The sequence below is a fragment of the Halotalea alkalilenta DSM 17697 genome (assembly GCF_000621205.1).
GTDB classification, from domain to species: domain Bacteria; phylum Pseudomonadota; class Gammaproteobacteria; order Pseudomonadales; family Halomonadaceae; genus Halotalea; species Halotalea alkalilenta.
Genome location: NZ_JHYY01000021.1, coordinates 13,342 through 35,365 on the forward strand (window position 1 = coordinate 13,342; position 22,024 = coordinate 35,365).

The 22,024-nt window shown below is 65.6% G+C and carries 17 protein-coding genes; 8 read left to right on the forward strand and 9 right to left on the reverse strand.

Going from position 1 to position 22,024, the window contains the following annotated elements:
- Positions 1-28 precede the first annotated feature (28 nt).
- From Q376_RS0102155 to Q376_RS0102175, 5 genes are all read right to left on the reverse strand, one after another.
- Positions 29-2,323, reverse strand: coding sequence for a ribonucleoside-diphosphate reductase subunit alpha (locus Q376_RS0102155; RefSeq protein WP_211266589.1), 2,295 nt, complete (start codon positions 2,321-2,323; stop codon positions 29-31).
- Between the two features lie 466 nt (positions 2,324-2,789).
- Positions 2,790-4,100 (reverse strand): MFS transporter, encoded by a 1,311-nt coding sequence (locus tag Q376_RS0102160; RefSeq protein ID WP_027348909.1) that lies wholly within the window; start codon positions 4,098-4,100, stop codon positions 2,790-2,792.
- Between the two features lie 320 nt (positions 4,101-4,420).
- Entirely contained in the window at positions 4,421-4,894 is a 474-nt protein-coding gene (locus tag Q376_RS0102165; protein ID WP_027348910.1) for an OsmC family protein, read from the reverse strand.
- Positions 4,891-5,607: a CTP synthase C-terminal region-related (seleno)protein gene (locus Q376_RS0102170; protein WP_027348911.1), complete on the reverse strand. Its 717-nt coding sequence runs from the start codon at positions 5,605-5,607 to the stop codon at positions 4,891-4,893. Before Q376_RS0102170 ends, Q376_RS0102165 begins: the two co-directional genes overlap by 4 nt.
- Before the next feature lie 13 nt (positions 5,608-5,620).
- Positions 5,621-6,238: a glutathione S-transferase family protein gene (locus Q376_RS0102175; RefSeq protein WP_027348912.1), complete on the reverse strand. Its 618-nt coding sequence runs from the start codon at positions 6,236-6,238 to the stop codon at positions 5,621-5,623.
- A gap of 135 nt (positions 6,239-6,373) precedes the next feature.
- Between Q376_RS0102175 and Q376_RS0102180 the strand changes: the two genes are divergently transcribed.
- Positions 6,374-7,267: a LysR substrate-binding domain-containing protein gene (locus Q376_RS0102180; protein ID WP_027348913.1), complete on the forward strand. Its 894-nt coding sequence runs from the start codon at positions 6,374-6,376 to the stop codon at positions 7,265-7,267.
- A 63-nt stretch (positions 7,268-7,330) separates the two neighbouring features.
- Here the strand turns inward: Q376_RS0102180 and Q376_RS0102185 are convergent, their stop codons facing one another.
- Positions 7,331-8,347, reverse strand: a complete 1,017-nt coding sequence (locus Q376_RS0102185) for an NADP-dependent oxidoreductase (RefSeq protein WP_027348914.1) — start codon at positions 8,345-8,347, stop codon at positions 7,331-7,333.
- Between the two features lie 511 nt (positions 8,348-8,858).
- Positions 8,859-10,256 carry an amino acid permease gene (locus tag Q376_RS0102195; RefSeq protein ID WP_027348916.1) on the reverse strand — a complete coding sequence of 466 codons (1,398 nt, stop codon included), beginning with the start codon at positions 10,254-10,256 and terminating at the stop codon, positions 8,859-8,861.
- A 284-nt stretch (positions 10,257-10,540) separates the two neighbouring features.
- Here Q376_RS0102195 and Q376_RS23880 point away from each other — a divergent pair, with 284 nt between their 5' ends.
- On the forward strand, positions 10,541-12,172 hold the full coding sequence (locus Q376_RS23880; RefSeq protein ID WP_081803348.1) for a methyl-accepting chemotaxis protein: 1,632 nt from the start codon (positions 10,541-10,543) through the stop codon (positions 12,170-12,172).
- A gap of 90 nt (positions 12,173-12,262) precedes the next feature.
- On the opposite strand, the gene Q376_RS25485 is transcribed toward Q376_RS23880, so the two are convergent.
- The gene (locus tag Q376_RS25485) at positions 12,263-13,087 is read right to left on the reverse strand and encodes a GntR family transcriptional regulator (RefSeq protein WP_281173335.1); all 825 of its coding nucleotides are present in this window, start codon (positions 13,085-13,087) and stop codon (positions 12,263-12,265) included.
- A 187-nt stretch (positions 13,088-13,274) separates the two neighbouring features.
- Here Q376_RS25485 and Q376_RS0102210 point away from each other — a divergent pair, with 187 nt between their 5' ends.
- The 4 genes from Q376_RS0102210 to Q376_RS0102225 all read left to right on the forward strand — a co-directional run bounded on the left by Q376_RS0102210 (position 13,275) and on the right by Q376_RS0102225 (position 17,978).
- Positions 13,275-14,930, forward strand: coding sequence for a lactate permease LctP family transporter (locus tag Q376_RS0102210; RefSeq protein WP_027348919.1), 1,656 nt, complete (start codon positions 13,275-13,277; stop codon positions 14,928-14,930).
- Positions 14,931-15,010: 80 nt separating this feature from the next.
- The gene (locus Q376_RS0102215) at positions 15,011-15,844 is read left to right on the forward strand and encodes a heterodisulfide reductase-related iron-sulfur binding cluster (protein ID WP_027348920.1); all 834 of its coding nucleotides are present in this window, start codon (positions 15,011-15,013) and stop codon (positions 15,842-15,844) included.
- Positions 15,841-17,307: a LutB/LldF family L-lactate oxidation iron-sulfur protein gene (locus Q376_RS0102220; RefSeq protein WP_027348921.1), complete on the forward strand. Its 1,467-nt coding sequence runs from the start codon at positions 15,841-15,843 to the stop codon at positions 17,305-17,307. Before Q376_RS0102215 ends, Q376_RS0102220 begins: the two co-directional genes overlap by 4 nt.
- Positions 17,304-17,978 (forward strand): LutC/YkgG family protein, encoded by a 675-nt coding sequence (locus tag Q376_RS0102225; protein ID WP_027348922.1) that lies wholly within the window; start codon positions 17,304-17,306, stop codon positions 17,976-17,978. Before Q376_RS0102220 ends, Q376_RS0102225 begins: the two co-directional genes overlap by 4 nt.
- Here Q376_RS0102225 and Q376_RS21120 read toward each other — a convergent pair.
- Positions 17,924-19,069, reverse strand: coding sequence for an aminopeptidase (locus Q376_RS21120; protein WP_081803349.1), 1,146 nt, complete (start codon positions 19,067-19,069; stop codon positions 17,924-17,926). The genes Q376_RS0102225 and Q376_RS21120 overlap by 55 nt on opposite strands.
- Positions 19,070-19,178: 109 nt before the next feature.
- On the opposite strand from Q376_RS21120, the gene pip reads away from it, so the two are divergent.
- Entirely contained in the window at positions 19,179-20,159 is a 981-nt protein-coding gene (gene pip, locus Q376_RS0102235; protein ID WP_052364866.1) for a prolyl aminopeptidase, read from the forward strand.
- 15 nt (positions 20,160-20,174) lie between these two features.
- Positions 20,175-21,965 (forward strand): S9 family peptidase, encoded by a 1,791-nt coding sequence (locus Q376_RS21125; RefSeq protein WP_052364867.1) that lies wholly within the window; start codon positions 20,175-20,177, stop codon positions 21,963-21,965.
- The last annotated feature ends 59 nt before the right edge of the window (positions 21,966-22,024 follow it).

Here is a 22,024-nt window from a genome sequence, read left to right on the forward strand (position 1 = left end):
ACTCTTCAGGCGAAACCCAGTCCTCGGATCAGCTCGAGCACCACTCGCACTCGCTGATATCGATGTCGTTGGAGCGCACGTAGTAGGTGGTCTTGAGCCCTTCCTTCCATGCGGTCATATGCAGATCCAGCAGCGTGCTGGCGCGAATCCCGCTCGGCACGTAGAAGTTGAAGCTGATCGACTGGTCGACGTGGCGCTGGCGCCGGCCGTTCTGGCGCACGCTGGCGAACTGGTCGACCTTGTAGGCGCCCTTTTCGTAGAACGGATAGGTCTCGAGCGAGAGGCCAGGCGCCACCACCGGACGGCGATAGTCCTTCTTCTCCTCGTAGTAGAAGACGCTGTAGATCGGGTCGATCGAGGCGGTGGAGCCGGCGATCTGGGCGGTGCTCATGTTCGGTGCCACCGCCAGCAGGTAGGCATTGCGCACCCCGAACTCGGCGACGTAGGCGGCGAGCGTCTGCCACTCGTCGCTGTCGTAGCCACGGCGCTCGAAGTACTCGCCGGTATGCCAGTCGCTGCCCTTGAATACCTTGTAGGCGCCCTTCTCCTTGGCCAGCTCCATGCTCGCCTTGATCGCCAGATAGTTGATCCGCTCGTAGAGCTTGTCGCAGTAGCTTTCCGCCTGCGGGTCGTTCCAGTCGATTCCTTTCTGCGCCAGCAGGTGGTGCCAACCGAAGGTACCAAGACCGATCGCCCGGTACTTCCGATTGGTGATCGTCGCCTGCGGCACCGGCAGCTCGTTGAGGTCGATCACGTTGTCGAGCATCCTCACCTCGATGCGAATCAGCCGCTCGAGGATGTCCTCGTCGACCAGATCGGGTTCGGCGAGCACCGCACGCCCGAGGTTGATCGAGGAGAGGTTGCAGACCACGAAGTCGCCCGCCTGCTTGGTGGTGACGATCTGGTCGCCGCTGATCACTTCCTGGATCAGCCGGGTCGGGCTCATGTTCTGCAGGATCTCGGTGCAGAGATTGCTCGAGTAGACCATGCCCTGGTGCTTGTTCGGGTTCATCCGGTTGACTTCGTCACGGTAGAACATGAACGGGTTGCCGGTCTCGAGCTGGCTGACCATGATCCGCTTGAAGATATCGATCGCCTTGACGATCTTGCGGCTGATCCGCTCGTCGGCGACCACCTCTTCGTACTTCTCGCGGAAGCTGCCGGAGCCGCGCTCTTCATCGAAGAAGTCCTGCAGGTACCAGCCCTTGATCGCCTTGACCTCGTGCGGATCGAACAGGTACCAGTCGCCACGGCGCTCGACGGTCTCCATGAACACATCGGGGATGCACACCGAGGTGAACACGTCGTGGGCGCGCAGCCGCTGGTCGCCATTGTTCAGGCGCAGGTCGAGGAACGATTCGATGTCCTTGTGCCAGACGTCCAGATAGACCGCGATCGCGCCCTTGCGCTGGCCGAGCTGGTCGACGCTGACCGCGGTGTTGTTGAGCTGCTTGACCCAGGGCACCACGCCGCCGCTGGAATTCGGCACGCCGCGGATCGCCGACCCGGAGCAGCGCACGTAGCCGAGATAGGCGCCAACCCCACCGCCATGCTTGGAGACACGAGCGACGTCGGTGTTGCTGTCGTAGATACCCTGGAGGCTGTCGTCGACGGTATCGATGAAGCAGCTCGACAGCTGGCCGCCGATCTTGCCGGCATTGGCCAGCGTCGGAGTGGCAACGGTCATGTACAGGTTCGACAGCGCCCAGTAGGCCTCCTTGACCAGGGTCATCCGGCGCTCGCGAGGCTTCTCGTCCTGCATCAGGTAGAGCGCGATGGTCAGCCAGCGCTCCTGGGGCAGCTCGTAGACGTTGCGGGTGTGGTCGGTGGCGAGATAGCGGGTCGCGAGCAGATAGAGGCCGTTGTAGGTGAGCAGCTTGTCACGCTCGGGCTCGATCACCTTCCCGGCTTCGATCAACTCGTCCTTGGAGTAGTTCTTCAGGATATCGCCGGAATAGATCCCGCGTTCACCCAGGCTCTCCTGCAGGCCGACGTAGGAGCCGTACTTGTCGTCATCGTTGTAGAAGCGGTTCTTGCTCGCCTTCTTGTACAGCTTGTTGAGATAGAGCCTGGCGGCGAACAGCTCCCACTCCGGCGTCGCCACGTCGGTACGCGACTCCGCCTCGCGGATCAGGTAATCGACCATGTCGTCGGCGGCGATGCTCTCCTTGCGCTCGATGAAGCCGAAGACCTTCTGCTTGTACTCGCTGATGTCGAGATTCGGGAACTCGGCATGGATGCGACCCAGGTAGCGTTCGAGGCGTTCGAGGTCGAAAGGCATCTGGCGTTTGCCAGCGTCCTTCACAATCAGGGGAGTCGTCATGGTGTTCTCGATGTCCATTCGGGTCGCTGTCTTCGGCCCGCCGCGAGCCAATGCACGCGCGAACCAGTCGGGGGCTGCGTAACCGTCGATCAGAAAAAACGAAAATGAAAAAAGCGCGGCTGCGGCGCAAAAACTCGCTTGACAAGCAAGTCCGGGAACGTTCTTACCCAGAGTCGCCAAGTACCACATATGGTAAAGAATTAGGCGCCGACAACCAATATATTGTGCCTATCCGATTTCGTCCATCCACTTTTGAAGTACTCGCTAACGCCCCAGCCCAAGCATTGGGAGGACTTTTCTAAAGGCACCAAAGGGCCCGTCGCAAGCCTGTGGACAACCCTCGATTTCATCCAGAGCACACACACAGCTCATCCACAGCTAACCCACAGGAAACGCCTTCGGAGACCATCGCGCGCAATGGAAAAACCGGCCATGCGGCCGGTTCGAAAGTACAGGTTGGAGAGATTCAGAAGGCCCGGTCGCGGGTCTCACCGATCGAGAGGATCGCCACCAGGCTGAGCAGCGCCATGCCCACCACATAGCCCCCGACCCATTGCAGCCCGCCCCAGCCGACCAGCCACTGCGCCGCATAGGGCGCGAGCGAAGCGCCGAGGATGCCGGCCAGGTTGTAGGCCGCGCACGCACCGGTATAGCGCACCCGAACTGGAAACAGCTCGGGCAGCAGCGCTCCCATCGGGGCGAATATCCACCCCATCGCCAGTAATCCCATGCACAAGAACAAGAGCATCGAAGGCGTCGAGCCGCTGGCCACCAAGCTGCCGAGGACGAGCCCGGTAAGCAGCGTGAAGCAAAGCCCGCTGACGATCACTGGACGCCGCCCGAAACGATCGCAGGCCAGTGCCGAAACCGGCGTCGCCAGCGCCATGAACACGATCGCCACGCAGAGCATGGCAAGGAAACCACCGCGGTCGAAGCCGAGCTGGCTGGTCGCATGGTTCAACGTGAACACCGTGGTGATGTAGAAGATCGCGTAGCAGGCCACCATCGCGAACGTGCCCTGGAGAAGCGGGCGCCGGTGGTCACGCAGCAGCTCCTTGAGCGGTGCGCGCACCGGCTCACGCGCCTGTTCACGAAGAAACGCCTCGGACTCGACCAGGGATACCCGGACGTAGAGGCCGAGGAACACCAGCACCGCGCTGACCAGAAACGGAATGCGCCAGCCCCAGGCCATGAAAGACTCGCTGCTCATCCCGAGCAGCAGCACGAGGAACATGCCGTTGGCGAGCAGAAAGCCAAGCGACGGCCCCAACTGCGGGAACATCCCGAACCAAGCGCGCCGCCCCTTGGGCGCGTTCTCGGTGACCAGCAGCGCAGCGCCTCCCCACTCGCCGCCGATGCCGAGCCCCTGGCAGAAGCGCAGCACGCAGAGCAGGATCGGCGCGGCCACACCGATCGAGGCATAGCCGGGCAGCAGCCCGATGCCTACCGTGGCGACGCCCATCAGCAGCAGGCTTGCGACCAGGGTCGACTTGCGCCCGAGCCGGTCGCCGAAATGGCCGAACAGCACCGAGCCAACCGGACGCGCGACGAAGGCGATACCAAAGCTCATGAAGGCGGCGAGCGTTTGCACTCCGGGCGATTCGGAGGGAAAGAACGCGGGCCCGATCACCAACGCTGCGGCGGTGGCGAAGATATAGAAGTCATAGAATTCGATCGTGGTGCCGATCAGGCTCGCCGCGATCACCTTGCGCGGCGAATTGGCCGGCCGCACGCGCTCGGCGGCGCTTTCCTCTGCCAGGGCGGTGTCGAGGGTCATGTATGTCGTGCTCCAGCTGGCGCCAGGTCCCCGCTACGGGGGGAGTCGGGTGTCGATAGAGAGGGCATGGAAATTCCGTGCGGCGCCGAGGCGATAGCGGGGGCCGCGCGGTGAGAGAGTTGCGGTGGCGGCTCGCCAAGGATGGGAGACGAACCGTCGGACGCCGATCAGGATCGAGGATCGACGCGACCACCGCGGACCTTCGGGGGTTGGAAGGCATGCGCAGTATAAGCGCCCCAACCGGACCGCGCATGCCCTACTTTAGACAAAAACGGCAATTCAATATCAACATATTCTCAGTATTAGCAATCCACCACATCTCAAACGATGAAACAGGGTTCGCAGCGCACCTCGCTTCTGACCGAGTTGGCGATGAAGCATGCCTGGTGAGCCTGATGGTGGATCCGCTCGATCAGCGCGCGCTCCGGCTGCCTGTCCCCGGCGAAGATCACCTCTGGACGCAGCACGACCTCGCGGATCATTTCACGCCCGGCCTCGTCCTTGCCCATCACCCCGTAGGCGGGATCGAAGTAGCGATCCACGCACAGCCGCCGCTTGGCCGCGATGCCGAGAAACCAAAGCATGTGGCAGCTGGCGAGCGCAGCGACGAACAGCTCCTCTGGATCGACCGCGCAGGCATCGGACATCGGCTCCGGCACCACCAGCGGCGACGAGGATCCATCCAGCTCGATGCCGCCGTCGAAACGCAGGCGGTGACGACGGCTATAGAGATTGTCGGTGAACCGCTGCTCCCCACGCAGCCATTCGAGCTCGGCGGTGTAACGGTGGCTCATATGCGGGCTCCTGGTGAAAATGCGTGCCGCGCAGCCGCCGCCAGCAGACCCTCGGCGAGCGGCACCCGCTTGCCCTCGAGCGCGGCACGCTCGGGCTGGAACAGGACAGCGACGAAAAATGGATGATCGCTGAGTTCGAACCCGCGCACCTCGCCGCTTTCATCTTCGGCGTTGATCCGCAAACGGTCGCCGAACAATCCCTCGCGATAGGCCTGATTGACGCCGAAGCTGCAGCGATAGCGCGCCTCGATCTCGAGTGCACCATCGTGCAACGCGCTCAAACGGCTCCCCGGCAGCAGCCGTACCGGCTGCGATTGCTCGATCAAAGCACAGGCCAGCAGCGCGATCACCGCACGGCCCCCATCGACCAGTTCGGCATGGGTGGCATCATCCCAGCCGAGCACGTCGAGCGCCCATTCGAGCAGCGCATGCTGGCAGCCACCGCAGGTGCCGACGAAAGGCACCCGGGCTTCCCGCGCGGCGCGGATCATCGAGAGTACCCGCCCGGTATCGGCGTAGGGGCTGCCCGGTGTACACCAAAGCGCATCCCAGCGCGGCGCGTCGTTCTCCAGTTCAACGGTTGCGAGCCACACGCCTTCGACCTCGATACCGAGCCGCGCGGCAGCCCGGTCGAGGGCGAGCGGAATAGCCCGATGAGCGGTCACGGCGTCCGAACGATCGCCGATCAGACCAACACGCAAAGGCCGGGTCATGCAGGTCTCCTGGTCAGGGTGAATCGAAATCGAAGGCGCGGAAGTCGTCGAGCCGCTCGGCGGCGGCGGAAAAGGCCCGCAGGCGCGGCGCTTCTATCCCCGCCGTCCATTCAGGCAGCATCACGCTGCAGAATCGCCACGCCACCGCCAGCGCAATCGCGCCATGGGTCGCCCGCTCGGCGTCGAGCGGCGGCGATGCGATGGCAAGCTCCTGCTCGAGCTCACGCCACGCCACCGCGAGCTGCATGTCGATCCGCTCGATCCAGGGCGCGTGGCGCTTCTCCTCCGGGCGCAGCCGCTGCTCGTAGATCCGCTGCACCGCCTTTTCACACGCCGCCAGCGCCAGACCGGTGATCCTAAGGTCTCGCAGCGCATCCGCTGGCGCCGCCGGCGTAAGGCTTTGCGACGCGGCGAGCCGCTCGGCATGGAGGATGATCAGGCCTGAGTCGATCAGCACGGTGGCGTCATCACATACCAGGGTCGGCACCTTGAACAGCGGATTGATCGCACCGAACCGCTCGGGCTCGCTGAACACCGACAGCTGCTCGAGCTCGAACGCGATGCCGAGCCGACGCAGCGATATCGCGGTGCGCCTCACGTAGGGAGAATCGAGCATTCCGATCAAACGCATGTTCCATCTCCGTCAGCCATGCTTAACTTGGATATCGACCCGATGCGTCGACATCGCCGCTTCAAGCCGAATCTAGCCCTCCTCGCCGGCGATGAATATCGACTTCGTCATTCCATTTAGGTAAGCAAAACTGACATGCAACGCCTGCCCGCACTGAACACGCTGCGCTGCTTCGAGGCGACCGCCCGGCTCGGCAGCGTCACCCTCGCCGCCGCCGAGCTCTGCGTCAGCCACTCAGCGGTCAGCCAGCAGATCAAGCAGCTCGAGGAGCACCTGGGTGTCGCGCTGTTCGAGCGCAGCGGGAGAAGGATCATGGTCAGCGAGAATGGCAGGCTCTATGCGCTTCAGGTCGGCCACCACCTCGCCGAACTGAATGCCGCCACCAGACAGCTGAGGCGCGCTCCACGAAGCCCCAGCCTGACCCTGTCGACCCTGCCTTCCTTCGGCCAGCACTGGCTGCTGCCAAGGCTGCCGCGCTTTCGCGCCCGCCATCCCGACTACCGGCTGGTCCTGCAGGTCGCCCTCGGCCTGCACGAGGCAGCGATCGCTGGTGCCGACCTGAGCGTGCGGATGGGGCTCGGCGAATGGCAGGGCATGACCAGCCAGAAGCTGTTCGAGGATCGCTGGGTGATGGTCTGCGCGCCGCACTTCAACGGAGGCCGGCTGCCCGAGCGCGCCGAGGAGATCGTCCGCGCGCCGCGGATCGAGTCCGCGGAACCGTGGAGCGCCTGGTGCCAGGCGGCCGGCGTCGAGACCCCGCCGCCCGGCGGGCTCGCGATCAACGACTCGAACCTGATCCTCGAAGCGCTACGGCTCGGCTACGGCGTCGCGCTCGAGCGGCTCAGCCTGGTCGCGGGAGCGCTCGCACGCGCAGAGCTGGTGCGGCTGAGCGAGATAGAGGTGAGCTACCCCTATCCCTATTGGTTGGTATGGCCACGCGGACGCGGCGACTCCCCCGACTGCCGAGCGCTGCGCGCCTGGATCGAGGCGGAGGTGGAGGACTACCTGGCCAGCCTCGCGGCCGGCTAGGGCGATCCAGGCCGGCCATGAAGCCGCGGACCGCCCCGGCCATGCAGGCCGAAGCGGCATCGATCACAGCCGGACGATGAGCTTGCCGAGATTGGCACCCTCGAGCAGGCCGATGAGCGCACTGGGCGCATTTTCCAGGCCATCGACCACATCCTCGAGATAGCGCACTTGGCCGCTTTCGACCCAGCCGCCCATGTCGCGCAGGAAGCTCGGAAACTGTTCGGCGACGAACTCGCGCTGGATGAAGCCGCGCAGGGTCAGGCTGCGGCTCAGCACCGCGTACATCACCGCCGGCAGCCGATCCTCGCCCTCGGCACGGCCGTGGGCGTTGTACTGGGCGATCAGGCCGCACACCGGCACCCTGGCGAACTCGTTGAGCAGCGGCAGCACGGCGTCCCATACCTTGCCGCCGACGTTCTCGAAATAGACATCGATACCGTCCGGGCAGGCCTGTGCCAGCTGTGCGGCGAAATCAGGCGCGCGATGATCGAGGGCGACATCGAAGCCGAAGTGCTCGCGCAGCAGCCGGCACTTATCGGCGCCGCCCGCGATCCCTACCGCGCGCGCGCCCTTGATCCGCGCGATCTGCCCTACCGCCGAGCCCACCGGGCCGCTCGCCGCGGCGACCACCACGGTCTCGCCAGGGCGGGGCCGCCCGATGGTCAGAAGTCCCGAATAGGCGGTGAACCCTGGCATACCGAGCACCCCGAGGGCGGTGGTCGGTGGCAGCTTTGGGTCGAGCCGGCGCAGGTCGCTGCCATCGGAGATCGCATAGCGCTGCCAGCCCGAATAGGAGAGCACCAGATCACCTTCGGCGTAATCGGGATGCCGGCTCTCGACGACCCGGGCAACGGTGCCACCGACCATGGTCGCACCGATGGCTACCGGCTCGGCATAGGACTTGGCATCGCTCATCCGTCCACGCATGTAGGGGTCGAGCGACAGGTACTCTATCTCTAGCAGCACCTCACCCTCGCCGGGGCTCGGCACGCTGCTCTGTTCGAGGCGGAAATCACTCGGATCCGGACGCCCGACGGGGCGCTTGGCAAGTACCACGCGCTGATTGATCGATTGGCTCATTGGCATACTCCTTGATGACGTGCCCCCATCCTAGGCGACAATCCGTTCGCCTACTAAAGACATCGTCGCAACCGATGCCCAATGCGACGACCCCGGCACAAGGCCGGGGTCGTCGCCCAGACTGCTGACAAAGTATTTGAAGATGCCACGATGGCTTCCAGCCGCCTCCGAGAGCGCGCTGGCCGGCAATCGATTGCACCGGGGTTTGCGACATGGATGTCGCAAAAGGCGCGCCCGGACAGGGACGTCCATGCGCGCCGACCCGAGGGCAAGCGATTGATCGGCCAGGGTTTCGCGATCTCGTGGCGGCGCGTCCCCCTGAAGGGGGAGCGCGAGGGGTCCGCCCCTCGCATCTAAGCGAGCAAGAGGCGCGTTAGGACCCAAACGGTTCTCGACTCGCCAGGATTGAGAGCGTCGCTGGGTCAAAAGGGGTTTGTCATTAATCTGATGCGACGACCCCGGCACAAGGCCGGGGTCGTCGCCGATCGTCCGCCGCTGGGCGGGGGCGAGCTCAGTGCAGGTTCTCGAGCTTGGCGTGCCGGCGCGAGTAGCCGAAGTAGAACACCAGGCCGATCGCCAGCCAGATCATGAAAGCGATCCAGGTCTCGAGCGCCAGGTTGAACATCAGGATCAGACAGATCACCACCGAGAGCGGCCCCAGCACCCAGGGTGCCGGCACCTTGAAGGCGCGCTTGAGGTCGGGGCGCGTCCTGCGCAGCACCGGCACCGACAGCGAGATGATGGTGAAGGCCAGCAGGGTGCCCATGTTGATCAGCTCGGCCAGCGCGCTGAGCGGCACGGTAGCCGCGATCAGCGCCGACAGCGTACCGAGCAGCCAGGTCGACGCGACCGGCACCTGACGGTCGTCGACCTTCGACATCCAGCCCGGCATCAGCCCGTCACGGGACATCGCGAACACCACCCGGGTCAAGCCATAGCCCATCACCAGGATCACGGTCATCATCCCGGTCACCGCGGCGAGGCTGACCAGCCCGGCGAGCCAGTCGATCCCGGCCCGCTGGAACACCAGCGCGATCGGATCATCGACACCGCGGAAATCGGCGAACGGTACGATACCGGTGGCTATCGTCGCGACCAGCGCATAGAGCACCGCGCAGATCAAAAGCGAACCGATCAGGCCGATCGGCAGATCACGCTGCGGCTGGCGCACCTCTTCGGCGGCGGAGGAGACAGCGTCGAAGCCGAGGAAGGCGAAGAACACCAGCGCAGCGGCGCTGACCACCCCAGAGACGCCGAATGGCGCATAAGGCTCGAAGTTCTCCGGCTTGACGTACCAGATACCGACCGCGATCACGAGCAGGATCACCGCGATCTTGATCACCACCAGCAGGTTGTTGATCCGTTTCGACTCGCGGATACCGAGGGCGAGGACCGAGGTGATCGCCATCATGATCACGAAGGCCGGCAGGTTGAACAGCGTGGTCTCGCCCGCGGCGTTGACCCCGGGCGCGGCGGTCAGCGCGGTGGGCAGATGCAGGCCGAAACCGCCGATCAGCGACTGGAAATAGCCGGACCAGCCCACCGATACCGCGGCGGTGGCAAGGCCGTACTCGGCGATCAGGCTCCAGCCGACGATCCATGCCACCAGTTCGCCGAGGGTGGCGTAGCTGTAGGTATAGCCGGAGCCCGCCACCGGGATCATCGAAGCGAACTCGGAATAGCACAGCGCCGCCAGCGCGCAGGCACTGGCCGCGAGGATGAAGGAGAGCGCCAGCGCAGGCCCGGCCTGCACCGCCCCGACCCCGGTGAGGACGAAGATCCCGGTACCCACCATCGCCCCCAGCCCCAACATGATCAGGTCGGTGGCGCCGAGCACCTTCTTCAGCTCCGACTTGCGCGCATTGGCGCCGGTCATGACCTCGATTCTTTTCTTACGGAATAGACTCATGAATGCCTCTTGAAACGCATCCCTGGTGCGTAGTTGTACGAATTCGCCCGATGCGTCGCATGCGCACGAAATGGGAAGTCGCCATCGGCACAGCGGCCGATGAGAGCGGCATTTTCCACCAACCGGGAGCGTTTGTCTTTGTCACCCGAACACTTTGGGGCATTCGGATCGCCCAGCGTCGACCCTTCAAGCAATTTTTCTTACCGCCGATACATCCAAGCTGACGCGCTATTCCCCCGTAATCCCGCATCGCTGGGCGATGCCCCGATAGGTACCTTAGGCGCATGAGTACAACTACTACAACGGCAATCAGCCTGCCCTCTCCCTCCCGTCCACTGGCATCCTCTTCGGTGTCCCGCCCGCCGCGACGGTGGAAAATCAGGCATCGTCTCTACTTCGCGCTAGTGCTGATGTGGCTCGGCATGATCGCGCTGGTGGTGATCATGGCGCTGCAGCAGCGCGCCGCAAGCGTCCAGGAACGCCATGAAGGGCTGCGTAACCTGGTCTCGATCGCCGCCAGCATCCTCGATACCGAGATCAGCCGCGCGAGCAGCGAAGGCTCGGCGCGGATCATCGCCCGCGATCGCGCTCTGCGCCTGATCGGCACGCTGCGCTTCGACGGCGACAACTACATCTTCGCCTTCGACGAAGACGCAAAGATCCTCTCCCACCCCCGTCGCGAACGCGGCGAAGACATGTCGGGGCTCACCGACTCCGACGGCGTCGCGATCTATCCAGCGCTGATCGAAGTGGCCAATCGTGACGGCAGCGGCTTCGTCGAGTACCTGTCGCGCACTGCCGATGGAGACGAGCTCGAGCGCAAGCTGAGCTACGTTACGCTCGATCCCGCCACCCGCAGCTACATCGCCGCGGGGGTCTACATCGACGATCTGCAGCGCGACTTCGCCGCCGCGCTGATGCGCTCGGCGCTGATGCTGCTGCTGGTCGGCGGCATCGTCTCGCTGTTCATGCTGCTGCTGATCCGCAGCATCTCGCAAAGCCTCGGGGGCGAACCCGAGGAGGCAGCGAAGATGGTCGCGCGCATCGCCACCGGGGATCTGAGCGCAAGCCTTGCGCTGCGACGAAAAGACAGCGCCAGCCTGCTGTTCCACATCCAGCGGATGCGCGAGCAGCTGATCGAGACCATCGGCGAAATCCACGCCGAGAGCGACAGGATCGACCTCGGCGCGCGCGAAATCTCCAGCGGCAGTACCGATCTCTCCTCGCGTACCGAAGAGCAGGCCGCCTCGCTCGAGCAGACCGCCGCGAGCATGGATCAGCTCACCGCCACCGTGCGCCAGAACGCCGAGAACGCCCGTCTTTCCAGCGAGATCGCCCAACAGGCCTCCGATGCCTCGCGCCAAGGACGCGACGCGGTACAGCAGATGGTCGGCAACATGGCCGAGATCAGCGCAGGTTCGAAGCGGATCAACGAGATCATCGGCCTGATCGACGGTATCGCCTTCCAGACCAACCTGCTGGCGCTCAACGCCTCGGTCGAGGCGGCCCGCGCCGGCGAGCACGGGCGCGGTTTCGCCGTGGTCGCCGAGGAGGTTCGCGGGCTCGCGGCCCGGTCGGCGAACGCCGCACGCGACATCAAGACGCTGATCGGAGAGGCCAGCGGGCTGATCGACAAGGGCGCGAGCCAAGCGGAATCAGCCGACCAGCGGATGCAGGCGATCTTCGAGGCCATTACACAGGTCGAAAGCCTGATCAATGGCATCTCGGCGGCCTCGGAGGAGCAGCGCCAGGGCATCGAGCAGGTCAACCAAGCGATCGGCCAGATGGACCAGGTCACCCAGCAGAACGCCGCCCTGGTCGAGCAGGCCACCGCCGCCGCCGCCGCACTCGAGAACCGCACCACGCGGATGCGCGAAGCGGTAGGCCGCTTTCGCCTGCCGGAAGGCTCGGCCTGAGGCCGCTGCATGCACTGAAAGCCCTTGCGTCCCTTTCACTGAGCGAGGCCCCGGCCACCCAAGGGCGGCCAGGGCCGTTCGCCCGGCACTTCAGCCGTCCGGCCCACGCCCGGCCCCCGCGCCCCTCGCCTCCTGCCGACGCCGAGCCCTGGCAAAGCGCAGTGCCTCCTCCTCGGACTCGAGCAGTACTTCGCGGACATAATCGATGTGCTGGCCGGAAAGCGCGCGGGCGCGCCGCGCCTGGCCATCCCGGATCGCTTCGAACAGCGCACGGTGCTGCTCGAACAATCGGTCCCGGGTTTCGGCGCGCTGCGCATGCATTCCAGCGATGTTGATCACGGTATTGCGGGTCATCATGCCGTGGAGACTGCGCATCGAGTGCAGCAGTACCAGGTTGTGGCTCACCTCGGCGATCACCAGGTGGAAGCCGACATCGGCCGCAGCCTCCTCGTCTCGCTGCTCTCCCACTGGGGCTCGATAGATCGCCTCGACCCGGGCGAAGGCCGCAGAGAGCCGCTCACGATCGAGATCGGTGGCGCGCAGCGCAGCGTAGTAGGCGCAGCCTCCTTCGAGCAGATGGCGATACTCGAGCAGGTCGTGGCGCGCCTCGAGGCTTTCCGACATCAATCCATCGAGCGGATCGTCGAAGCTCGCGCCGAGCTGGCTGGAAACGTAGGTGCCCCCGCCTTGCCGGCTACTCAAGAGCCCCTTGGCCGCCAGCCGCTGGATCGCTTCACGCAGGGTTGGACGCGAGACGCCGAAGCGCTCGGCCAGCACCCTTTCCGCAGGGAGCCGCTCACCGGCGACGAAGTTTCCCTCGAGCACCAAGCGCTCGAGTTCGCGCACGATCTCATCAGCGAGACGGCGCGGCCGGATCCGCTGTCCTACCGCCTCGGCCATCCTGGCCGGAGGCAATTGGTCAACTCGTCGTACCAAAGTATCAATCCTCCAAACGACGATTCACGCCCAATGTCTAATGCGACTTCGTTGACCCTCACAGGGCTCTCATCCTCTACTGACTCTAGCTTGAAGGTAAATTGGTTTTACCAATTTTCCAATACCCTTCGACACGCAGATGTCGATGCGACGATGAGGACATCCAATGGAACCCTGGCAGCAAGACTACCTGCCTCTTGGCAGTCTATGGCTCTCCGCACTAGCGGCATTGGTGCCAATCGTATTCTTCTTCGTCGCCCTGGCGGTGCTGCGTCTCAAAGGCCATGTCGCAGCGATCGTCACCCTGGCGCTTGCGCTGGCGATCGCCATGCTGGTCTACGGCATGCCGGTGGGACCGGCGCTGGCCTCGGCGATCTACGGCTTCTTCTACGGGCTCTGGCCGATCGCCTGGATCATCGTCACCGCGGTTTTCCTCTACAAGCTGACGGTGAAGAGCGGCCAGTTCGACGTGATCCGAAGCTCGGTACTCTCGATCACCGAAGACAAGCGGATGCAGGTGCTGCTGATCGGTTTCGGCTTCGGTGCCTTCCTCGAAGGTGCCGCGGGCTTCGGCGCACCGGTGGCGATCACCGCAGCGCTATTGGTCGGACTGGGGTTCAATCCACTCTATGCCGCGGGCCTCTGCCTGATCGCCAACACCGCGCCGGTCGCCTTCGGCGCCTTGGGTATCCCAGTGATCGTCGCCGGCCAGGTGAGCGGCCTGCCGGCGTTCGACATCGGTGCGATGACCGGACGTCAATTGCCCTTCTTGTCGGTACTGGTGCCGTTCTGGCTGGTCGCGATGATGGACGGCTGGAAGGGCATCCGCGAGACCTGGGTAGGCTGTCTGATCAGCGGGGGCACCTTCGCCCTCACCCAGTTCGCCACTTCCAACTTCATCGGCCCCGAGCTGCCCGACATCACCTCCGCGCTGGTCAGCATGGCCTGTCTCACCCTGTACCTGCGCACCAAGCGTCCGGTCGCGGTGCTCGCCGGGATCAATGCGGACACCGTCACCCCGCCGACGCCAGGGCCCAGCCATACCCTGGGCCAAGTGCTCTATGCCTGGTCGCCGTTTCTGATCCTCACCGCCCTGGTCACGCTGTGGACGATGCCGATGTTCAAGGCGCTGTTCTTGTCCGGCGGCGCGCTCTACTGGCTCACCTTCAATATCGAGGTGCCGTGGCTGCACATGCTGGTCGAGCGCACCGCACCGATCGCCGCCGACCCCACCGGGATGCCGGCGGTATTCAAGTTCGATCCGCTCGCCGCCACCGGCTCGGCGATCCTGATCGCCGCGATCATCTCGACCTGGGTACTCAAGCTGTCGCCTCGAGTGGCGCTGTCCACCTTCAAGGAGACGCTGATCGAGCTCAGATGGCCAATCGCGACGATCGGTACCGTGCTCGGTTTCGCCTTCGTCACCAACTATTCGGGAATGTCCTCGACACTGGCGCTGCTGCTCGCCGGCACCGGCGTGGCGTTCCCGTTCTTCTCGCCCTTCCTCGGCTGGCTGGGAGTATTCCTGACCGGCTCCGACACCTCCTCCAATGCCCTGTTCGGCTCGCTGCAGTCCGCCACCGCCCAGCAGCTGGGCCTGTCGGAAACGCTGATGGTGGCGGCCAACGGCAGCGGCGGGGTGACCGGCAAGATGATCTCGCCCCAATCGATCTCGGTGGCCTGCGCCGCGACGGGATTGGTCGGCAAGGAGTCGGACCTGTTCCGCTTCACACTCAAGCACAGCCTGGTGTTCGCCACCTTCGTCGGCATCATCACGCTGCTTCAGGCCTACGTCTTCACCGGCATGGTGGTCGGGCAATGAGCTGACGATGAGCACCCCGGCGACGGCCTGACACCGCCGCCAGCACAGACCAATACCGGGCCCACCCGGAGGAGTACCTGATGAGCGAGATGTTCTTCGACGCAGCACCGAACGCCACCCGGGTGGCACCTGCGCGCCCGCTGCCGCGCGACTATCCCGCGACCAAGCCGGGCGACGTCTACCTGTTCGGCACCTGCGTAGTCGACCTGTTCTATCCCGAGGCCGGGCTGGATGCGATCCGACTGCTCGAGCGCGAGGGGGTCCGGGTCCACTTTCCCGACCAGCAAAGCTGCTGCGGCCAACCTGCCTACACCTCCGGCTATACCGACGAGGCGCGCGCGGTGGCGCGCGCCCAGCTCGCGCTGTTCGAGCGAGATTACCCGCTGGTAGTGCCCTCCGGCTCCTGTGCGGGGATGTTCCGCCACCACTATCCGGCGCTCTTCGCCGACGACCCCGTGCTGCTGGCCCGGGCGCAGGCGCTGGCGGAGCGCACCTTCGAACTCGCCGAGTTCCTGCTCGAGGTGTGTCGAGTGCAGTGGCGCGACCAGGGGCCGCCGGTGGCGGTGGCACTGCATACCTCGTGCAGCGCCCGACGGGAGATGAATACCCATCTGCATGTCCGCGCCCTGCTCGACCGGCTCGACAATGTCGAACGTCGCGAGCATGACCACGAGAGCGAATGCTGCGGCTTCGGCGGCACCTTCTGCGTACGCATGCCAGAGATCTCCGGCGCGATGGTCGCCAACAAGGTCGAATCCCTCGAGCGCAGCGGCGCGGCTCGGATGGTCACCGCCGACGGCGGCTGCCTGATGAACATCAGCGGCGCGATGGAGAAACGCGCAGCGGGGATGCCCAGCGAACACCTCGCCAGCTTCCTGTGGCGGCGCACCAATCCAGCGGCGGTGAGCCAATGAACCAGGCCGCGCGTATTCCCGCCGTCGAGCTTTCCAGCCGCCAGCTGAAAGCCAATGCCCATGAGGCGCTGAACGACGCCCAGCTGCGCACCAACATGCGCACGGCGATGGACAGCCTGATCGCCAAGCGCCTCGCAGTGATGCCCGAGGCGGAGCGCGAGCCGCTGCGCGAGCTCGGCAACCATGTCCGCGCCCGCGCGCTGTCGAAGCTTCCGGAGCTGCTCGAGCGGCTGGAAGCGAGGCTCACCGCCAACGGGGTCCAGGTCCACTGGGCCGAGACCGTCGAGGAGGCCAATGCGGTGGTGCTCGACATCGCCCGCCGCCGCCGCGCCCGCGCAGTGATCAAGGGCAAGTCGATGGTCAGCGAGGAGATGGAGATGAACGAGGCGCTCGAGGCCGAGGGCATCGAGTCGCTGGAGTCCGACATGGGCGAGTACATCATCCAGCTCGACCATGAAAAGCCCACCCACATCATCATGCCGGCGATCCACAAGAACGCCCGCCAGGTCGCCAAGCTGTTCGAACAGCACCTGGGCGAGCCCTATACCGAGGACGTCGACGAACTGATCCAGACCGGCCGCCGAGTACTGAGGAAGAAGTTTCTCGACGCCGACATCGGGGTTTCCGGGGTCAATTTCGCCATCGCCGAGACCGGCACCCTGCTGCTGGTGGAGAACGAGGGCAATGGCCGGATGTCGACCACGGTACCACCTGTGCATATCGCGGTGACCGGGATCGAGAAGGTGGTGGAGAACCTGCGCGACGTGGTGCCGCTGCTTTCGCTCTTGACCCGCTCGGCGCTCGGCCAGCCGATCACCACCTACGTCAACATGATCTCTGGGCCGCGCAAGGCTGAAGAACGCGACGGTCCCGAAGAGGTCCACCTGGTGCTGCTCGACAACGGCAGGAGCCAGGCCTTCATGGACGCCGAGCTTCGCCAGACCTTGAACTGCATTCGCTGCGGCGCCTGCATGAACCACTGCCCGGTCTACACCCGCATCGGCGGGCGCGCCTACGGCACCGTCTACCCCGGACCGATCGGCGCGATCATCTCCCCCCATCTGGTCGGACTGGAGAACGCGCCGGACCACCCCAGCGCCTCTTCGCTGTGCGGCGCCTGCGGTGAGGTTTGCCCGGTGAAGATTCCTATCCCCGATATCCTGCGCCGGCTGCGCGAGGAGAACGTCAAGCCCCCCGCGGCTGCGAGCGCCCATCCGCTGCGTGGACAGGGCAGCAAGTACTCGCCCGGGGAGCGCAGTCTGTGGCGAATGTGGGTGCGGCTCTACACCTCGCCGAGGCTCTATCGGGCGTTCAGCTTCGCGCTCACCCGGCTGCGCCGGCTGACCCCTGCACGCCTCGGGCCCTGGACGCTCAACCATGCGCCACCCCGTCCGGCGAGCCGCTCGCTGCACGAGCTTGCCCGCGAGCACCTCGACCATGACCGCCGTGGAGCCGACCGATGAGCGCCCGTGAACGCATCCTCGCCAAGCTGCGCAGCGGGCTGGCCGGCAGCATCCCGCGCCCCGACGACTTCGAGCCTGCGGTAGTCACCGAGCCCTGGCGCTATCCGGACCGTGCGGCGCGCATCGAGCGGCTGGTCGAACTGATGAGCGCGGTGCAGACTCGCTTCGAGCGCACCACCCGTGCCGATTGGCCGACGCGGGTGCTGGACCTGCTCGAGGCGCGCGGCATCGACCGGCTGCTGGTCGCCACCGGTATGGCCCACGGCGCGAGGCTCGCCGCGCATATCGAGGGCCTCGCCAAAGCGCCCTCGCTATTCGCCTACGACCGGCCGATAGAAGCGTGGAAGAGCGAGCTGTTCGACAGCGTGCCGGCGAGCCTCACCACTACTCGCGGCGCGATCGCCGCCACCGGCAGTTTGATCCTGTGGCCGAGCGCCGACGAGCCTCGGCTGATGAGCCTGGTGCCGCCGCTGCACATCGCCCTGCTCGAGGCCAGCAGGATCCAGGACAACCTGCACGAGGTGATCGAAACCGAGGGCTGGGCCGCGGGCATGCCGACCAATGCGCTGCTGATCTCAGGGCCCTCGAAGACCGCCGACATCGAACAGGTGCTCGCCTATGGCGCACACGGACCTGCCGAGCTCGTGGTGGTGCTGCTCGAGGATGCCTGAACGCCAGCCTCCGCCATCAGGCGCTCGAGCGCGGCGTGACGCTCAGCCTCGGGCAGCCCGCCGAGCGCCTCGACCGCGGCGTAGAAGCGCGTCCAATCCTCCCCGGCCCGAGCGAACAGCGCGCCGAACGCAGGTACCCAGCGGTCGTAGAGGGTGAAGGCCAGCAGGGTCGCGTTGTTCATCTCACCCAGCATCCACTCATCGAAGCGGCGATCGCCGTGCCACTCGCGCTCGCGCAGGCAGAGATAGGCGGCGCGATTGGCGGCGAAGATCTGCTCCTTGCGCCGTGCCATCTCCTGCCGATCGAGCGGTGAGGCATAGAGCCGCGACAAGCGCTCGCGGGTGTCACGCAGCAGCGTCTTGAGCTGCGCGCGCTGCCGGCTCAACAGATCACCGGCCGGCTCGAAGCGGCGCCTGCGCCATTCGATGATCCCCCGCTCCTCGACGAAGCTGGCATAGGACTCGTTGAAGCTGGTGTCGCCGGGAAGGTAGAAGCGCTGGTGGGACAGCTCGTGAAAGATCGTCCCGACCAGCCGGGCATCCGAAAACGCAAGCATCGGCGAGACCAGCGGGTCATCGAACCAGCCGAGCGTCGAATAGGCCGGCACCCCGCCGATGTACACATCCATGCCCCGCGCCGCGAGCCGCCCGGCCTCCCGCTCAGCGGTCGCCTGACGGTAATAGCCGCGATAGTCGACGCAGCCGGCGATCGGGAAGCAGTGCTCGAGCGCGGCGAGCGAAAAGCGCGGAGCCGCGTACAAATTCCAAAGTACGTACGGTCGATGCAGCTCGGCATAGAGCCGATAGCTGCGGTTGTCCGGCAGCCCCAGCACGAGCGAGGCGAAGGCACGGGCCTCCAGCGCTATCGCCAACCTCCTTTTGAGCTCCGGATCCACGCCGGGATCGGCCAGCATCGGCGCGATCGGCTGGCGCGCGCGCATCAGCGAGTAGTGCCCCTCGACCAGCTGGCCGTAGTAGCCAACCGTCGAGCAGCCGCACAGCAGCCACAACGATGCCAGGCCGAAGATCCTGGCCAGACATCGCCTGAGCGTCGCTCTCGGCAGCAGCGGTGACGAAACGGAATGGGCCATTCCAAATCCTGATTGGTCTCGATCGATCCGATCCATGAGCATGAGGCCAAGGGCGTGCTCATCCCCGGCCACCCATACCAACGACAACTCAGCGGGACAAGGCGAGATCATGCAATCGAACCCTGAAGCGGTGCTCGATCAACAGGCGCTATATCCGCTACCCGGCATCCTGAACAGCGGCCGCCTGCCAGTCTCCAGCCTGCATGCGCTCTACTACGAAGAGTCAGGCAACCCCGACGGACTGCCGGTGCTGTTCCTGCACGGCGGCCCTGGCGCCGGATTCAAGCCCGCCCAGGGACGCACCATCGATCCTTCCCGCTGCCGGCTGGTGATGTTCGATCAGCGAGGCGCCGGGCGTTCGACCCCCACCGCCTCGCTCGAGGACAACACCACCCAGGCGCTGGTCGAGGATATCGAACGCCTGCGTCGCCATCTCGGCATCGACCGCTGGCTGGTGACCGGCGGCTCGTGGGGCAGCTGTCTGGCGCTGGCCTATGGTGAAGCCTACCCCGAACGCTGCCTCGGCTTTCGCCTGCATGGGATCTTCCTCGCCGACCAGGAGGGGATTGACTGGTGGTTCCAGGGCTCCCGGGCGATCTTTCCCGACCATTGGGAGACCTTCGCCGCCTTCGTCGAGCCCGATGAACGCGATGACCTGCTCGACGCCTACTACCGCAGACTGACCAGCGACGATCCCGCACTCCAGCGCGCCGCGGCCGAGCGGCTGCGCCAGTTCTCGGGCTGGACCCAGACCTTCCTGCCCGACCCCGAGCACGTGCGCCAGCTGCTCGAAGGCGATGCAGCGCTCGCGCTGGCGCGCTGCTTCACCCACTACTGCCGGCATCGCGCGTTCCTGCGCCCAAACCAGCTGCTCGACGAGCTCGATCGGATCCGCGCCCATCCAGCGGAGATCGTCCAGGCCCGCTACGACACCGTGACCCCGATGATCAGCGCCTGGCGCCTGCATCGTGCCTGGCCCGAAGCGAGGATGACCCTGGTCACCGAGGCCAACCATCTCGCTACCCAGCCGCCGATGGCGACCGCGCTGCGCGCCGCCACCGACCGCCTGCTCGACCGACTGATCCCCTGATCCGAGGCATCGCGCATGACCACTCCCGGATTCGACATCGAGACGCTCTATGCGCTGCCGAGCCTCAGGGCGCCGACGCTCTGTGCCGACGGCAAGCGGCTCGCCTACCTGAGCGATGAGAGCGGCTTCGACCAGCTCTGGCTGCTCGAGCTCGAAAGCCTCGATCGGCGCCGGCTGAGCGACTGGCCAGAGCCGCTGGGCTCGATCTCGTTCAGCCCGAGCGGCGATGCGATCCTGTTCACTTACGACCACGGCGGCGACGAGCGCCATCAGTTCGCCCTCGTCGATCTCATCGACGGCAGCATCGGCCTGCTCACCGACGACCCCAGCGTCGTGCATCTCTGGGGCGCCTGGTCTCCGGACGGGCGCTCGATCGCCTTCAGCTGCAACGCCCGCGATCGACGCCATATGGACGTCCACCTGCTCGACGTCGAAAGCGGCGCGCGCCGCTGCCTGGTCGAGGGCGATGGCTTTCGCGAGGTGGTCGGCTTCTTTCCCAGCGGTGATGCGCTGCTGGTGCGAGTCTCGCCCGAGTCGCTCAACGACCAGCAGCTATATCGCCTCGAGATCGAAAGCGGGAACTGCCACCCGCTGCTCGAACACGCGGGTCCCGCGCGCTACTCGCAGATCAAGTTCGGACCTGACGACCAGGCCCTGGTGCTCGGCGATCAGGAGCGTGAGCGCCCGGCGCTGTGCCGGGCCGACCGCGACTTCACCCGGCTCGAGACGCTGGTCGAGAGCGAGCGCTGCGAGCTCGACGGCTTCGCCCGCTCGCGCGCCGATGGACGGCTGGCCTGGACGCTCAACCGCGACGGCTGGAGCGAACTGTGGATCGGCGACGGCCCCGATGGGGGCGACGCGCACCGGATCGAGGGCCATCCACCCGGCGTGATCTCGAACCTGGCCTGGCACGGGCAAGCGCTTTTGTTCGCACTCGAGGGCGCCACCACCCCCTCTGGCCTATGGCGCCATCGCTTGGGCCAGAGCGGCTGCGAGCGCCTGCTGCCGCTGCAATCCACCAGCCTGCCCCAAGGCATCGAGCCGACCCTGGACGAGGTCCCGAGCTTCGACGGCCTGCGCGTGCCGTTTCTGCGCTACCGCCCACGCGGCCCGATGCCGGCCGCTGGCTACCCCTGCGTGATCGTGATCCACGGCGGTCCGGAAGCCCAGTGGCGCCCGACCTTCCGCGCCGACCTGCAGTGCCTGCTCGACCGCGGGGTGATGGTACTCGCACCCAACGTACGCGGCAGCACCGGCTACGGTAAGCGCTACCACCAGCTCGACGACCGCGAGCGCAGGCTCGATGCGCTCAAAGACCTGATGGCGGTACGCGACTGGTGCGATGGCGAAAAGACCATCGATGCCGGCAGGGTGATGGCCTACGGCCGTTCCTACGGCGGCTTCATGGTGCTCTCGGCGCTCACCGAGCATCCCGGTCGCTGGCGGCTCGGGGTCGAGTTCTACGGCATCGGCAACTTCCACACCCTGCTCGAGACCACCGGCCCCTGGCGGCGGCGCCTGCGTGCGTCGGAATATGGCGACCCCGAGACCCAGGGCGCGGAACTCGAGCGTTTCTCGCCGATCCACCGCATCTCCCGCATCGAGGTGCCGCTTCTGATCGTCCAAGGACTCGAGGATCCACGAGTCCCCCCAGGCGAGAGCGAAATGGTCTACAGCTGCCTGCGCGGGCTCGGTCGCGAGGTCGACTACCTGCGCGTGCCCCATGCCGGGCACGGCTTCCTGCGACGCGATCAGCGCCGCCGAGTGTTCTCACGCACGCTCGAGTTCATCGCGCGCCACCTCTAGGGCGGCGTTTCGCCCAGCCGGATCGAGGCGATCGATCGGCGACGCGAGATAGGAGTGAA